Origin of the sequence: Psychrobacter immobilis (genome assembly GCF_904846175.1) — a bacterium.
Classification (GTDB): Bacteria; Pseudomonadota; Gammaproteobacteria; order Pseudomonadales; family Moraxellaceae; genus Psychrobacter; species Psychrobacter immobilis_E.
The window spans coordinates 360,055-375,621 of record NZ_CAJGZM010000003.1 but is presented as its reverse complement, the minus strand read 5'-3'; the positions used below and the strand labels follow the sequence as shown (position 1 = coordinate 375,621).

Annotated in this window: 17 protein-coding genes; 7 read left to right on the top strand and 10 right to left on the bottom strand. The window is 42.2% G+C overall.

The features are described from left to right. Nucleotides 1-218: 218 nt before the first annotated feature. Nucleotides 219-962 (top strand): tRNA-(ms[2]io[6]A)-hydroxylase, encoded by a 744-nt coding sequence (locus JMW39_RS06220; RefSeq protein WP_201544867.1) that lies wholly within the window; start codon nt 219-221, stop codon nt 960-962. Nucleotides 963-1,093: 131 nt separating this feature from the next. Here the strand turns inward: JMW39_RS06220 and JMW39_RS06215 are convergent, their stop codons facing one another. The 5 genes from JMW39_RS06215 to mtgA all read right to left on the bottom strand — a co-directional run bounded on the left by JMW39_RS06215 (nt 1,094) and on the right by mtgA (nt 5,535). After that, nucleotides 1,094-1,471: a hypothetical protein gene (locus JMW39_RS06215; RefSeq protein ID WP_227679431.1), complete on the bottom strand. Its 378-nt coding sequence runs from the start codon at nt 1,469-1,471 to the stop codon at nt 1,094-1,096. 101 nt (nt 1,472-1,572) lie between these two features. Then, complete coding sequence (locus JMW39_RS06210) at nt 1,573-1,824, bottom strand: hypothetical protein (protein ID WP_201544865.1); 252 nt, start codon at nt 1,822-1,824, stop codon at nt 1,573-1,575. A 96-nt stretch (nt 1,825-1,920) separates the two neighbouring features. Then, nucleotides 1,921-2,091 carry a hypothetical protein gene (locus tag JMW39_RS06205; protein WP_201544863.1) on the bottom strand — a complete coding sequence of 57 codons (171 nt, stop codon included), beginning with the start codon at nt 2,089-2,091 and terminating at the stop codon, nt 1,921-1,923. A 331-nt stretch (nt 2,092-2,422) separates the two neighbouring features. Then, the gene (gene ppk1 / locus JMW39_RS06200) at nt 2,423-4,669 is read right to left on the bottom strand and encodes a polyphosphate kinase 1 (RefSeq protein WP_413786218.1); all 2,247 of its coding nucleotides are present in this window, start codon (nt 4,667-4,669) and stop codon (nt 2,423-2,425) included. A gap of 179 nt (nt 4,670-4,848) precedes the next feature. Then, complete coding sequence (gene mtgA / locus JMW39_RS06195) at nt 4,849-5,535, bottom strand: monofunctional biosynthetic peptidoglycan transglycosylase (protein ID WP_201544861.1); 687 nt, start codon at nt 5,533-5,535, stop codon at nt 4,849-4,851. Nucleotides 5,536-5,808: 273 nt separating this feature from the next. On the opposite strand from mtgA, the gene JMW39_RS06190 reads away from it, so the two are divergent. The 4 genes from JMW39_RS06190 to JMW39_RS06175 all read left to right on the top strand — a co-directional run bounded on the left by JMW39_RS06190 (nt 5,809) and on the right by JMW39_RS06175 (nt 9,404). Next, complete coding sequence (locus JMW39_RS06190) at nt 5,809-6,126, top strand: glutaredoxin family protein (protein WP_201544859.1); 318 nt, start codon at nt 5,809-5,811, stop codon at nt 6,124-6,126. 80 nt (nt 6,127-6,206) lie between these two features. Next, on the top strand, nt 6,207-7,394 hold the full coding sequence (locus JMW39_RS06185) for an alpha-hydroxy acid oxidase (RefSeq protein ID WP_201544857.1): 1,188 nt from the start codon (nt 6,207-6,209) through the stop codon (nt 7,392-7,394). Between the two features lie 134 nt (nt 7,395-7,528). Continuing rightward, on the top strand, nt 7,529-8,515 hold the full coding sequence (locus JMW39_RS06180; RefSeq protein WP_201544855.1) for a rhomboid family intramembrane serine protease: 987 nt from the start codon (nt 7,529-7,531) through the stop codon (nt 8,513-8,515). A gap of 76 nt (nt 8,516-8,591) precedes the next feature. Continuing rightward, complete coding sequence (locus JMW39_RS06175; RefSeq protein ID WP_201544853.1) at nt 8,592-9,404, top strand: MipA/OmpV family protein; 813 nt, start codon at nt 8,592-8,594, stop codon at nt 9,402-9,404. Between the two features lie 154 nt (nt 9,405-9,558). On the opposite strand, the gene JMW39_RS06170 is transcribed toward JMW39_RS06175, so the two are convergent. The 3 genes from JMW39_RS06170 to fumC all read right to left on the bottom strand — a co-directional run bounded on the left by JMW39_RS06170 (nt 9,559) and on the right by fumC (nt 12,616). Continuing rightward, complete coding sequence (locus JMW39_RS06170; protein ID WP_193008758.1) at nt 9,559-10,074, bottom strand: DUF6680 family protein; 516 nt, start codon at nt 10,072-10,074, stop codon at nt 9,559-9,561. A gap of 279 nt (nt 10,075-10,353) precedes the next feature. Next, complete coding sequence (locus tag JMW39_RS06165; protein ID WP_201544851.1) at nt 10,354-10,785, bottom strand: adhesin; 432 nt, start codon at nt 10,783-10,785, stop codon at nt 10,354-10,356. 427 nt (nt 10,786-11,212) lie between these two features. Next, nucleotides 11,213-12,616, bottom strand: coding sequence for a class II fumarate hydratase (gene fumC, locus JMW39_RS06160; RefSeq protein ID WP_201544849.1), 1,404 nt, complete (start codon nt 12,614-12,616; stop codon nt 11,213-11,215). 141 nt (nt 12,617-12,757) lie between these two features. Between fumC and JMW39_RS06155 the strand changes: the two genes are divergently transcribed. Both JMW39_RS06155 and JMW39_RS06150 read left to right on the top strand, forming a co-directional pair. Next, nucleotides 12,758-13,474, top strand: a complete 717-nt coding sequence (locus tag JMW39_RS06155) for a 5-formyltetrahydrofolate cyclo-ligase (protein WP_201544847.1) — start codon at nt 12,758-12,760, stop codon at nt 13,472-13,474. Next, nucleotides 13,474-13,707: a hypothetical protein gene (locus tag JMW39_RS06150; RefSeq protein WP_201544845.1), complete on the top strand. Its 234-nt coding sequence runs from the start codon at nt 13,474-13,476 to the stop codon at nt 13,705-13,707. The genes JMW39_RS06155 and JMW39_RS06150 overlap by 1 nt, the downstream gene beginning before the upstream one ends. A gap of 28 nt (nt 13,708-13,735) precedes the next feature. Here the strand turns inward: JMW39_RS06150 and JMW39_RS06145 are convergent, their stop codons facing one another. Then, on the bottom strand, nt 13,736-13,951 hold the full coding sequence (locus tag JMW39_RS06145) for a hypothetical protein (RefSeq protein ID WP_201544843.1): 216 nt from the start codon (nt 13,949-13,951) through the stop codon (nt 13,736-13,738). A gap of 127 nt (nt 13,952-14,078) precedes the next feature. After that, nucleotides 14,079-15,440 carry a Na+/H+ antiporter family protein gene (locus JMW39_RS06140; RefSeq protein WP_227679429.1) on the bottom strand — a complete coding sequence of 454 codons (1,362 nt, stop codon included), beginning with the start codon at nt 15,438-15,440 and terminating at the stop codon, nt 14,079-14,081. Nucleotides 15,441-15,567: the final 127 nt, after the last annotated feature.

The window sequence follows — 15,567 nt, the reverse complement described above, 5'->3', positions numbered from 1 at the left end:
GTAAGTAATCACTACTATCTTAATTTATGCTTAACAGTTATCTATTAAGCATAAATATTTAAAAGCATCAAGCGCGTCAGATTATCCGCTATGCCAGAAATGCCAGACACTATTAAAAATATTTGCCATTATAATAGTCTTTTTCCTTCTTAAACCTTTTCATTATTCTCTAATAAATACCGCCCTACACCCACTCGTTAATAAAGCCCGATAAAATTATGACTATCAATACAAAAAACCTTGCAACCTTAATCCAAGAAAATAACGCTCAAGAAGACACTAATCAACAAGATAACTCTCAAGAAGACCATAATAAAGAAGACAGTGTCGATATCGCGCAATTACGAACGCCTATAAAGGTAGACCTATCTCCTATTTATAATTTTTTGGGTGCGCGCACCACCCAAGCTTGGGTAGATGCTGCTATTGCTGATTTGCCATTAATCATTCAAGACCATGCTAATTGTGAAAAAAAAGCGGCTGGTACAGCGATGAACCTACTATTTCGCTACGAGTTCTCTTATGATTTACAGAGGAAATTGGCGCAGTTGATACGCGAGGAGATGCTGCATTATGAGCAAGTGCTCGGCATCATGAATGAGCGCGGGCAAGAGTGGGAATATCTAAGTGCCGGACGTTATGCTAAAGGCATGCTCAAACATAAACGTACTTACGAGCCAGCTGCGATGATAGATGTATTGATTATCGGGGCATTTATTGAAGCGCGCTCTTGTGAGCGTTTTGCCGCATTGGCTGAAGTGATTAACGATGAGCGTTTGGCGAAATATTATCGCTACTTACTTAAATCAGAAAGCCGTCACTTTGAAGATTATCTGGCATTAGCGCAGTTATTGTCTGAAGATAATATCGACGAGCGCGTGGCGTTTTTTAAAGTAGTCGAAGCAGAGCTGATATCGAGCCCCGATACTGAACTGCGTTTTCATAGTGGTACACCCGCTTAGGATTTATAAATTTTATCTGAGCTCTTAACAGCTATAAATAATGATTAAAAAAAGGTGCAACAATCAGTTGATAAGAGTATCGCTGATTGTTGCACCTTTTTAGCTTTGACTTAATAGCTGAAACCCAAATATTAGGAATCTTTTTCATCAGGATTTAGTACGCGTGTTTGGGCATTATCAACGTTTGCATAGCGGTTTGAGTCATTGATATCTGCGCTTTTAGGAGTACCACCCACAATCGTATGCTCATTGATACCTTCATCAAAAGCATTGCCCTCTTGGTCACGGCGATCTGGCTGACGTGCAGGATTGTCATTGTTGTCCACATGTTCTGAATTTATCACGCCTTCTTTAAAGGTATCCGTCCCTTTATTTTCAGTCATGCTCTGTTCGAGTTCATCATGAGCATCAATACGAGTGCTATTGGTATCGAGCGTATTAACATCGGACTCTTCAATACGCGTTTTGGTTAACGCTGGATCTTTTGTTTGCATCTTCTCACTTTGCATTATGATGTCCTTGTCATTTTGAATTGTTGTGATTATCGTTATTATTATTAATCATTCAACTTCTAAAACTACTGGCTTGCAAATTTAACAACAGCTAAACCCTATTCATTGCCTTTTTGGGATAAATCATAAGCATTTAAGTCTGCGACATTCTTACCGCCGTCTGGTAAATTTTCTTCCTTACGAGGATCGGAATATATCTCGTCCGTTTCCTGTGATTTCTGCTGTGGTCCATCGATATCGGGCTCGTGTTTACGACCTTCATAACTGTCTTGGGCATTGTCTGGATGTAAGGCTGCCTGATCATGAACGGGTACCGCTTCTTCATGATTTGGATGAGTATTAGTTGGCATAGCGCTTCCCTCGCTTTTATGGTTTAAAACATTATTTATTTTTATGAATGAATAAAGATGCTAATTGCTACTGATTTCTTTGGAATGAAGCTGATATCACTTATCGGTGCGTAATTCATCATTAATAAAAGAAGTCTGTTCTTCTTCACTCAACTCTTCTGGCGCATCGACTGGTTTATTCTCTTGAAAATTTTTCTCGATTTGTTGGCTATCTGCCTGTTCTGCTGCTTTTTTAATATCTGAGGTATCGTTATTGGTATTGCTCATGATTCATTTCCTATTTTTTATAATTTATGTATTGGTAACAAGACCTGTGTCAATTATAAGTAGAATTTTCAATCGCTGACCAGTGTACTGCGGTATCAATGTGTGAATAAATGTGAGGTTACCAGACAGTTTGTAACGCATGTTTCATCTTTATACTTATCGTCATTCGCAATGGAGATTATTAATACGAAAAAGCCAAGCGTAGATTATATCCACGCTTGGCTTTTATTGAGAATAATTTAACTGGAAATGTTAAAATTTAATGCAATTCAGGTTAACCAGAGATATCAGCAAGCACGTCTAATAAAACCAGCTGATTAAAGCCAATACTCTAAACTGGCTCGCCAACCCCGTTAATCACTTTTAATAAATGCTCCTGCGCGATATGCGGCAATTCGCCTGCGGCTGGTTCATTCTGCTGCCAGACACCATTACCGTCAAGCGTCCATGCTTGCACATTGTCTTTGAGATAATTTAAGAGCCCGTCTTCATAAATCTGCTTGAACAGTTTTTTATCTTCAATAGGAAATGCCACCTCGACGCGATGGAATAAGTTGCGATCCATCCAGTCAGCACTACCGCAATATAGCCGCTCATCCCCATCGTTATGGAAGTAATAAATACGTGTATGCTCCAAAAAGCGCCCGATGACAGAGCGGACAGTAATGTTCTCAGACAGCCCTTTTACTTGTGGACGCAAGCAGCACATGGAGCGCAAAATCAGCTCAATCCTAACCCCTGCTTGCGACGCATCATACAACTTATCTATCAGGCGACGTTCTGTCAGCGCATTGACCTTAACCATGATATGGGCACGCTTGCCCGCTTTGGCATGGGCAATCTCGTCATCGATAAAGCTCATTAGTTTCTCATGCAAAGTAAAGGGCGCATGGAGGAGCTTTTTCAAATTGGCTGGTTTGCCCATTCCCGTCAGCTCTTGAAATATCTTGTGTACGTCTTCTGAGATATCTGGGTCGGCACTGAATAAGCCATAATCGGTATAAACCTTGGCATTGGCAGCGTGATAGTTCCCTGTGCCTAAATGCACATAACGGCGAATCTTATCGTCTTCACGGCGCACGATGAGCATCAGCTTGGCGTGGGTCTTATAGCCCACAATTCCATAAACCACGACTGCGCCTGCTTCTTGTAGATAGTTGGCAACCGCGATATTAGACGCTTCATCAAAACGCGCACGTAACTCAATAACCGCCGTCACTTCTTTACCATGACGCGCTGCTGCTGCTAGCGCTTTGACAATCTCTGAATTGGTACCTGAACGATATAGAGTTTGTTTAATGGCCAATACTTTTGGGTCGCTTGCTGCCTGCCAAAGCAAATTGATAATCGGTGAAAACGCATGGAACGGATGATGTGCCAATACATCACCTTTACGCATCGCTGCAAACATACTGGTCGCTTTATCAAGCTTATCGACTTCACGGCGAAAAGGCTTGGGTACGACATGGGTAAATGGCTGATAACGTAACGCTGGAATATTAAAGTCAAACAGCAGCCGCGTTAGGTTCACCGGTCCATTGACACGGTATAATTGATTGTCATGCAGCTCAAACTCATTGAGCAAATAATCACTAATGGGCGTCGGACAGTCAGTGGTGACCTCTAAACGTACCTTGTCGCCAAAGCGGCGGTTTTCAAGCTCGCCTTCTAAGGCCTTGGCAATATCATCGACATCGTCTGCTAGGTCTAAATCTGCGTTGCGCGTCAATCTAAACTGATGACAGCCGGTGACATTCATCCCAGGGAAGAGCTCACCAATATGTTCGTGAATCACGGCTGATAGCATCACATGGTGCTCTTTACCACCCGTCAGCTCATCAGGCAGACGAATCACGCGCGGCAAGCTGCGCGGTGCTGGTACAATCGCCAGATTGATATCGCGGCCAAAGGCATCTTTGCCTTCTAAGGTGGCAATAAAGTTTAAGCTCTTATTGACTAAACGTGGAAATGGATGCGCAGGGTCAATGCTAATGGGGGTTAAAACCGGAGATACTTGCTCAGTAAAATAGCGCTTCATCCATGCCGATTGCTCGCTATTTAGCTCATCACGTTTTAAGTAGCGAATATCTTCTTTAGCAAGTGCTGGCAGGATATCTTCATTGAGAATGCGGTATTGCTCGTCGATGGCATCATGGGTTATTGCTGATATTTCATTAAGAATCTCACTGGGGCGCATACCATGGACACTGGTCGATACATCACCCAGATTGAGTTTTTGCATGATACCGGCGACGCGAATCTCAAAGAACTCATCGATATTGGATGAAAAAATAATTAAGAAAAACAACCGCTCTAATAAAGGGTGGCGCGGACTGGCCGCCTGCGCTAAAACCCGCAAATGAAACTGTAGTAAAGAGAAATCGCGATTGATATAACTGCTCGGCGAATAGCTACCGTCTTCTGAACGTTGCCAGTCAATTTCAGTTAAGTTCTCAGTTAAACTATTAGTCACACTATCGGTCGAATTGTCACTCACTTCAATAAAGTTTGGGCTTGTTTCATTGTCAGATTTTATACTCATATCAATACTGTCATTAACTTCATGCTTATTGTCCATCTCTGCCATTTTCCCACTCCTTTAGTGTTATCGATACGCCATCATCTTTTATTTTTATACTCAAACCCGCTTAAGAAATTTTTATACTAATTTTTTTAAAGAGGCTAATTCTATATCCTATAACATAGCACAATTAGGCTTACTGCTATTTAAAATCACTAACAGTTTAAGCGAGCAATTTAAGCCGATTGCGGCAAGACAGCATTCTTCATTCGCTTTTTAATAATGCGTTGCTTATTACGCAAGCGTTTGTCGCTTTGATGACTTTCATAGTATTTTGGATTGGTCAGCATGGCGATAAGTAAAGCGGATTCATCACGGTTTAGATTGGCAGCTGATTTATCAAAATAATGCTGGGCTGCAGCATCAATACCGTAAATGCCATTGCCAAACTCCGCCACATTGAGATAAGCGGTCAAAATACGCTGTTTATCCCAAAAGGTTTCTATCATTATAGTGAGAATAGCTTCTTCGGCTTTACGGGTATAAGAGCGATGTGAGGTGAGAAATAAGTTTTTGGCCAATTGCTGAGTGATCGTTGAGCCGCCCGCTGACATCTTGCCAGTCTCTTCGTTCTTTTTCTGCGCCGCCTTAATGCCTTTCATATCAAAGCCATTATGCTGGCTAAACGTCGAATCTTCGCTGACAATCGCCGCTTGTTTGGCAGATTTGGCAATGGCGTCATATTCAGCCCATGTCTGCGTGACTGTGCCGCCGGTCAAACGATGGGTCAGCATAAACATACTATTATTAATTGGCTGAGTCTTCCAAATCAACAACAGCCCTGCGACCAACACATGGAATGCCACCACCAGCACTATAAATGCCAATAATAAGCGTTTGATAAATTTGCCAAAACTTGTCATGCGTGCGATATCCGAGTGGTTAAAAAATAGTCATATAAAAAGTGGCTGTCTATAAATGACTCACTATAAACGGCAAGCTATCAATAAGACACTAATAATGCGCAATGATAAATAGCAGGTCATCTTACCTAATCTCACAATCGCTGTCATTATTTACCCCATTTCTTTATCATGTAAATAATACTAAGTGATATGAATACTTTTCTTTAAAAGACTTAAGATAAGCACTTGGCGACAAATGCGATAAACAGACATAAGAATAAGAGCGTGAATATGGATAATGATACTACGATAGCAATGCTACGGGCACGTATGAGTGCCGCCAATCCCAATCTTGGTACGGCTGAAAATCAGGATAAATGGTGGCTACTCGGGACGACTGGCTGCCATCTTTGTGACATCGCTGAGCAGTTGCTCACCCAATTTCAAGCGGTGCAGCCGATAAGCTATCAGCATGTTGATATTGCTGATTTTGATGAAGCGCTTATGATGGAGTTTGCCACCACGATTCCTGTGATATTAACGCCATTAAAACGTTTAAATTATCCGTTTTCAGTGCTAGATTTGCAGCAGTTATTAGTAGCGTCATAAAGCACTTTTTATAAAGCAGTCTTTATAAAGCAGCCAGCATAAGAGCGCTGTTATAAAACAATCATAATAATGAGAAACCTATGAGAGATTTAAAGAAAATAACGGAAATTGAAGACCTGCGCCGAGTCGCTGAGCGTAAAGTACCACGCATGTTTTATGATTATGTCGATTCAGGCTCATGGACTGAGACCACTTATCGCAATAATGAAACCGACTTTGACCGTATTAAATTGCGCCAGCGGGTATTGGTCAATATGGAAGGACGCTCGCTTGCCACTAATATGCTGGGCTCAAAAGCCAAAATGCCAGTCGCTATCGCGCCTACTGGCTTTACAGGTATGATGTGGGCAGATGGCGAGATTCACGCCGCGCGGGCAGCGGAGAAATTTGGTGTGCCCTTCTCGCTTTCGACCATGAGTATCTGCTCTATCGAAGATGTGGCAGAAAACACCAGTGCGCCGTTTTGGTTTCAGCTATATGTGATGCGCGACCAAGAATTTATGGCAAACCTGATTCGCCGTGCTAAGGCTGCCAATTGTTCAGCGCTTATCTTAACCGCGGATTTACAAGTGCTCGGACAGCGCCATAAAGACATTAAAAATGGTCTATCGGCGCCGCCAAAGCCCACCCTTGCCAATATACTGAATCTCATGACCAAGCCACAATGGTGCATGAATATGCTCGGCACCAAACGACATAGCTTTGGCAATATCGTCGGCCATGCCAAAAACGTCGAGGATATCTCATCGCTATCGGCATGGACGGCTGAACAGTTTGACCCAGCGCTGAGCTGGGATGACGTCGCGCGTATTAAAGATATGTGGGGCGGCAAGCTGATTATCAAAGGTATTATGGAACCTGAAGACGCGATATTGGCTGCCCGTAGCGGTGCCGATGCGCTGGTCGTCTCAAACCATGGCGGACGTCAGCTCGATGGGGCACTATCTTCCATTGCGGCGCTTGCTGATATCGTGCAAGCGGTACGAGCGGAAAATAGCAATATTGAGGTTTGGCTTGATAGCGGTATTCGCTCTGGTCAAGATGTGCTCAAAGCACTCGCTGTAGGCGCTACTGGTACGATGATTGGTCGCGCGTTTTTATATGGGCTTGGTGCTTACGGTGAAGATGGCGTGCGCCGTGCGCTAGAGCTTATTTATAACGAATGCGATATCAGTATGGCGTTTTGTGGTCATACCGATATCAATCAAGTGACCGATGATATTTTGGTTAAAGGCACTTATGAGAATCTTAAGACTAATTCTTATTAAAAACTGGTTCTTATTAAACTGGTTCTTATTAAAAAGGTAGCCTCTATTAAATATTCATAACCAGCTTATGGGTGACACGCCCTAACCCTAGCCTTTATACTGTATTGATAATTTTTTATTGATAATTAGATTTTATGACCATTCAACAATTATTAAAAACCGCACCTGTCACCACTTTGCTATTAGTTAGCTTTATCGGGCTATTTATAATACAGGTGCTGACTGGCGTCGATGCCAATAATCCATCGACTGCAGAATTGCTGAAATGGGGTGCCAATGCTTTGCCTTATACCATGGATAATGAACCATGGCGCTTGGCAAGTAGTGCGTTTTTGCATATCGGTCTGATGCATTTATTGTTTAATGGTTTTGCCATGTATTTCTTTGGGCAAATCGCCGAGCCAATGTTTGGTTCAGCAAAGTTTTTGGCACTGTTTTTACTAGCGGCAATCGGTGGCAACTTACTGAATAACCATATTACGTGGCAAGGTATCTTAGATGGCACTGGACAACCCGGACTATCGGCGGGCGCATCTGGTGGTATTATGGGTATCGGTGCCGCGCTATTGATAGCCGCACTGTTTAAAATATCAGTCAACGGTATGGTGCTGAATCTTAAAAGCCTAATCATTATTATGGGCATCAATTTGGTATATGGCTTTGCCGTACCGGGGATTGATAATGCCGGACATATTGGCGGCGCAGTAACGGGATTGGTGATTGCATTGGCGTTCGCGATTGCTTACCGTCAGCGGTTGGCTGCTACGCTACAGAATGCACCTAGCCGAGATGGAGACATTTATCAGACGACGTATATCAACTCTGCAGTAAACAGCGACCCTAACTTTTCTGCCGACACTTCTCGCTTTGACAATGATGGTAATTTTGATAATAACAGCAGTTTTAATCATGACTCTGCTGTAAACTTACCCTTAGATAGCTATGCTAATCACGCAACCCTTAATCGCCCTAACTCTAACGAACAGAAAACAGCGACCAAATCGACGCTTATTTGGCAATTGCTACCGTGGCTGGTCATGCTGCTGATTAGTATTGGCTTTATATGGTGGTGGCAAGATATTCATCAGCAAATATTACAAGTGCTAGCAGCCATTGAGTAAAGTGCCAGACTTATTTATCATTCTATTTATCGACTCTGTTTTAACCATTTATCCCACCCACTTATGAGAGCAAACCATGTTTAAATCATCAGCACTATCGCAATCGTTAACGCGTACTGTCCTTAGCGCATTGACCGCCACCGCCCTAATTAGTGTCGCTAGCTTCTCTAATGCTGCACTTTTTAAGAACAACTTACCGACTGATAAAGATGCAATTTTAAGCGTCGGCGTCAACGTCATGGCGGTCAAATCAGCTTATGATTTGGAAGATAGCACTGAGATAAAAGTATTGCCGGGTGTGTTTTATGATAACAACAGAATCTATGCACGCGGTGCGCAGGCTGGCGCTTATATCATCAATGATGGCACCAATCAGCTAGCGGCTTATGCGCAGCTTGACGGCAGTGAGTTCGACCCTGACGATGCGACTGGCGCCCTTCAAGGTCTGGATAAACGCAAGGCATCAGCCGCTGCCGGTCTATCGTATCTACGTCGTACGCCTGTTGGCGGTTTCCGTCTGCAAGTCGCGACTGACGTTTTAGATAATAGTGGTGGTAATACAGCGCGCTTGACCTACCTTGCCAAAATCACTAAAGATAAGCTGACAGTCTATCCAAGCATTGGCTTTGAATATCATGACGCTGACTATAACAACTATTATTATGGCGTCAGTGCTGAGGAATCAGCTAAGACAGGCGTTGCGGCTTATACCTCTAACTCAAGCTTGAATCCGTATATCAATATCAGTGCCAACTATGATTTCAATGAGCGTTGGGCAGGATTTGCTAATCAAAGCTTAAGCTATCTGGCAAATGAGCAACATGACAGTCCAATGGTAGATTCGCGTACGGATGCAACAACGACGCTAGGTTTGCTTTATAAATTCTAATAAATCTTAGGTTTAGATAAAAAAAAGACCTTGTCGCGTTATGTGATAAGGTCTTTTTTTATCTCTACTTTAATTATAGGGTGCGCCTAGGGCACCGATAAAATAGATAGTTTTTGGAATAGGTGTGGGGAATGCACCCTAAGATACTTTAAAGTTATTTTTTATAATTATTAAGGTCAGGAAAAGATATTGGTATATGCTTCTTTCCTTCTAAAACTTCTAGTAATCCACGACGCAAAGCTATTTGCTCCTCTTCAGTTGCACTATGAACCGTTGGTGCGTAAAAAGAGTTTTTGATATGAGTTTTGTCAAAATCATAGTTGAGGACTTTTGCCATCTTATGCAGGAGTTCAACTAATAAATCCACTCTCTTAATATTCCACTGTTCAGAGTTAATAGAACTATTGCTTAATAAATCAAGATACTCTTTCCAAGCAGAAATTACAGCTTTCTCTTTTTTATTATTATGGTCAAACTCTAAATCAATGCGATTAAGAGCCTCGACATGCGCCCATGAAACGTTGTAAGCTCTGGTTGCCATCAAGGTCTTAAATATATCCAACTTTCTTTCTCTTATTTCCTTTATTCTATCTAGGTATCTAGTCAACTGGACAGCTATTATTGGCCCAAATAAAACTGCAAATATCATAAGCCAATCAGCTATACCCATTTTTTAATTCCTTTTCTAATAATATTTAAGATTATCAATAAAAACTCAATCAAGAGTATACTGCAAATTAACAGCTGAAATTTCAAGATAGCCCAAATAAAATTTATAATTGTCTCTTGCATCGTTGTAGATGAATATAAGATATATTCTGTTTTTTACAGTAGACAAGACACTTTTTTTAACGCTTATCAGGTATTAGCTCCAGCCTTAAATATAAAATACCTTGCCACATTACATGACAAGGTCTTTTTTTATCTATATCTAATAGCCTACTAAAAACTAGCCTTTAAGCTTTTTGGTAGAAGCAACATTACAACCTTTATAAAGAATTTCACTCTTAGCGTTTTGGATATTAGCCGATGATTTATGATAATTATTTAAACGCAGTGCACCAGTCATAATACTAAAGTTTTCTTCATCACCAAACACGGTATCAACATCGTCAGAGCGACCTAAGTTAATCGGTAAAAATCTTTTTTTACCATTCAGATTGGCTTCTGCAAAGGTCGGTAGGTTTTGCTTATTAAAACCATAAGTCACGCTGACTTTCTTGTTGCTTTGGCAAGTATAGTTGACTTGTCTAATTTTAACAGCAGTGTCATAGCTCTCGCTAGCTTCCATTACTTGATCCGAGTAAGCCATGGCTGAACCAGAACCCAACATTGCCATCAAAATACCAGCTGATGATAGAGCGGCCGTTAACTTTTTCATAAATTACCTCAATGATATAATTAGAATGGTCATAGATAAGAGAATACAAACATGGACGTTAGCGGCGAACTATTTTTAGTTAGTCTCATCGTTCGCTCTTATTGTCTTTGTCGTGATTTATAACTGTTATTCACGAACTCTTACCTATGCGCTCATTATAAGCAAAATTTTTGTTGGCGCTGTTATAAGTATTGGTTTGCTTGTTGTTTGAGCGTAAGACATTGTTTCTCTCGATGTATGTGCTTCAATTGATAGATAAAAAAAAGACCTTGCCACATCCGTTTATAAAGGATGACAAGGTCTTTTTAAAGAACTTACTTCTTAGTGGAACAAATATGACACGGCTACAAGGAAGAGGAGCGCAAATTGTACCTGTCGTACATTAAGCGAGTCTGACACCGTAGCAGGTCACTATTTGGTCTACGACTTAAGAAGGGTGTACCATATCAGCAGGTGTTACCCACTCATCAAACTGAGCTTCAGTTAACAGCTCTAACTCAACCGCAACTTGCTTCAACGTTTTGTTCTCTTTATAAGCCGTCTTAGCGATTTTCGCTGCATTTTCATAACCGACATGACGGTTTAATGCCGTTACTAGCATTAATGAGTTATGCAAAAAGTCATCGATTTTGTCTTTTACTGGCTCAATACCAACGGCACAGTTTTCGTTAAAGCTATTACACGCATCGCCAAGCAGTTTAATAGATTGCAACAAGTTAAACGCGATAACTGGCTTATAAACGTTTAGCTCAAAGTTACCTGACGCGCCTGCCATGCTGATAGTGACATCGTTACCCATCACTTGAGCGACAACCATGGTCATTGCTTCTGACTGAGTTGGATTCACTTTACCCGGCATAATAGAAGAACCTGGCTCATTCTCAGGAATCGTCAACTCGCCCAAACCACAACGAGGGCCTGAAGCCAACCAACGTACATCGTTAGCGATTTTGTTTAAGCTGCCAGCTAAGGTTTTTAATGCACCTGAAGCAAATACTTCAGCATCACGAGCCGCTAGTGCTTCAAATTTATTTGGTGAGGTGACAAATGGTAGACCAGTCAAGGTTGATAATTGCTCAGCTGATTTTACCGCATAATCAGGGTGAGCGTTTAGACCAGTACCGACTGCAGTACCGCCTAATGGCAATTCATATAGACCTTGTAGGGCATTGTCGATACGAGTTAATGAGTGGTCAAGTTGGCTCACATAACCACTAAATTCTTGACCTAAGGTCAAAGGCGTGGCATCTTGCAAATGCGTACGACCGATTTTGACAATGCTATCAAACTCTTTAGCTTTAGCAGCCAAGGTATCACGTAGTGCTTTTACCGCTGGAATCAATAAGCCATTGATTTCACGAGCAGCGGCAACACGAATCGCAGTTGGGAAGCTGTCGTTGGTAGATTGTGCATGGTTAACATGATCATTTGGGTGAATCGGCGTGTAGCTGCCACGCTCAGAACCAGCGATTTCGTTGGCACGATTGGCCAATACTTCGTTCATGTTCATGTTTGACTGAGTGCCAGAACCAGTCTGCCATACAACCAATGGGAACTGATCGGTTAAACCACCGTTGATGACTTCATCAGCAGCTTGGACAATAAGGTCACGCTTATCGCCTTCGATACGCTCAAGGCTAGAATTGGTAATCGCAGCGGCTTTTTTGACCAGCGCCATTGCTTCAATCATTGGACGTGGCAACGTCTCACCACCGATTTTAAAGTTCTCACGGCTACGCTGGGTTTGCGCACCCCAATAAGCGTCAGCTGGGACTTCCACGTTGCCCATGGTATCTTTTTCGGTACGAGTTGCCTGATTCTGTGTCGACATAACTACCCTCTTTGATGGTTGGTTGTATAGCTGCTTCGAAAAAAGTGCAACACACGCTGCACATAAAGGAAAATACGATGTAAAGTGGCGTTATGATAGCATGACTTATCACAAATTTCTCCAAGTCCGTGAGGCTAACTGATGTCTAAAAACACCAGCCAACAACAATCTGCTACTTCGCTATCAAGGCTATGTGAGCTGTCCAATGAGGTCGACCCTTCTAAAAAAGAGGGCAAAATCTCTGATATTTTAATCAATCCGCCCAGACGGCAATTTACTCGCCAGCGTCATAAGCTAACGGATGGCGAGCGCAGGCAATATGCTCGTATGGCAAGCTTGCACTTAATTAAGTTGCAACAGCGCTTAGCACTGCATGCGCGTATCGGCTTATATTATGATGGCTTTGGTGAGCTGCCCACTCAGCCACTGTTGGACTGGTGTCAACGCTTAGGCTATTTTCCTTACTTGCCAGTAGTTGGCTCGCTCAGTCGCGATGATAAGGGTAATATGGATAAACGGCTGCGCTTTGTCCCTATTCATCATGCAAAGTTATTAAACATACCGACGCGTATTCATAGTCTGGGTATGAAGCAAAATCATCATCGCCGATTATTGTGGGCAGCTGAATTGGATGTCATTATCTGCCCATTAACAGCAGTTGATAAAAACGGTAACCGTATGGGCATGGGTGGCGGTTTTTATGATACGACCCTTAGTAAAAGCTATCAAACAGGGTTAAAAAAACTATTAAGAATTGGCTGGTGTTATGACTTTCAGGTAGTCGAGCAATTACAGCCACAACCGTGGGATGTGCCGTTAGATGGTTTGATTACGCCAAGTGGCTTGAGGTGGTTTTAATGAGTGATAATAAGAGGCCACTGGAAACTAACTCTAGCGCAGAGCATATTGAGCAGCATTTGCAAGAGTTAGAAAAAGCGGATTATGAGCTGCTCTATTATAGTCAAGAGCAGTCTTTTAGCGCTGATGAGCTAGCACGGCTTATTAATGAAGAACGCTTAAACGAATTACTGGCGCAGAGTGATGATTTTTTAACAAGCTTGGGTAGTGAGCTTAAAGATTTTGATGAGTAATTTATTAATTTAACATCACTTTACTAAGCTAGCCTTTTTCCAGCTTGCGAATTAAATCTATTATATTATTACGGTCTTCTTCATATTTTTCCTTATCTATAGCAAATACTTCCATATATGGATCGCTTCTTACATAAAACTGTTTGATTAGTACAGGATCATTCTGCGAGTTTTTAGATAGGAGTAACTTCAATCCTTTTATCAACAGCATCACTTCATTCTGAGTAAAATATTGAGTGCTCATAACGCCTAGCCTGTGTTTAATAGATTAGATTTTATAAAGATTACAGTTAATTAAGGATTGATGAAAGCTATAGGATGCACACGGTAAATCTTATACAACTACTCACCCCTTTATACATGTTAGCAAACTACAACACCATAGCGGCAATCCAACCAAATATTAATAATGGAATGTTGTAATGGATAAAGGTTGGTATCACACTGTCCTTGATATGGTCGTGCTGGCCATCAACGTTTAGACCAGACGTAGGACCTAAAGTAGAATCAGAGGCAGGCGAACCGGCATCACCAAGCGCCCCTGCTGTACCTACAATAGCAACCGTAGCTAAAGGTGAAAACCCTAACGAGATACAAAGCGGCACATAAATCGCTGCCAAAATTGGAATGGTCGAGAATGACGAGCCGATACCCATTGTCACAATTAAACCCAGTAATAGCATAACAAAGGCTGCCATCGCTTTATTACCGCCAAAAATAGCCGTAGCACCATCAACCAATGGCTGAATTTGTTCGGTGGCTTTCATGACTTCAGCAAAGCCTTGCGCAGTAATCATAATAAAGCCAATCATCGCCATGAGTTTGATGCCGTCATTAAAGACCGTATCGGCATCACGCCATTTAACCACGCCCGTTGCCATAAACACGCCAAAACCAAACATCGAGCCCAGTAATAATGAATCAGTATAGAGCTGTACGACAAAGGCAGTAACGATAGCAATCAGCGCAACGATGGTTTTCATCTTGCTTTGCGTTTGTGCGTCGGCTGCTGTTTTGCTTAACGCATCGCCCTCAACGACAGCATCGCGAGCTTGTTTATCGATTGCCAGCTGCTGATACTGACGCGGCTTACGGTAGCTGATAAATACCGCCACTAGCAAACCAACGAGCATGCCAAGTGCTGGAATCGCCATAGCTTTGGTAACCGAAATATTCGATACATCAATACCGGCTTCACCGACGTTTTTTAGCATGATTTGATTGAGATAAATATCACCAAAGCCATAAGGAATAAACATATAAGTAGTGACAAGACCAAAAGTAATCAGACAGGCAATTAGGCGTCTATCGATTTGCATGCGGTTAAAGGCGAGCAATAAAGGCGGCACGAGCAATGGAATAAATGCAATATGAATGGGAATTAAGTTTTGGCTAAAGCAGCTCATGGTAACCAAACCGGCAAACAGCATGTATTTAATCATGCCACTGGTGCCACCGGCATCAATGCGTTTAATGACCGCACCTGCCAAAGATTGAGGCAAGCCCGAATGCGCAATAGCTACCGCAAACGCACCTAGTAGCGCATAAGACAACGCAATTTGTGCGCCATTTTTAATACCTTCTTGAAAGGCATTCAAGGTATCGGTCATACCCAAACCAGCAATGAGCCCACCTGCCAGCGCCCCGATTAATAAACTAAGTACCACGTGTACTCGCGCTAAAGACAGCCCTAGCATGATAATTACCGCTAGTAGCACCGCATTGATGGTCATATTCTCGCCCCTTACCCTATGTTTTTTGGCCTGCTATTGACACCTTGCCGACCTATTTATTTCGCCCTAGCGTTTTAACTCACATGTTAATCCATATCGTTGCTATTTGGACGGAGCGGTTAAGACG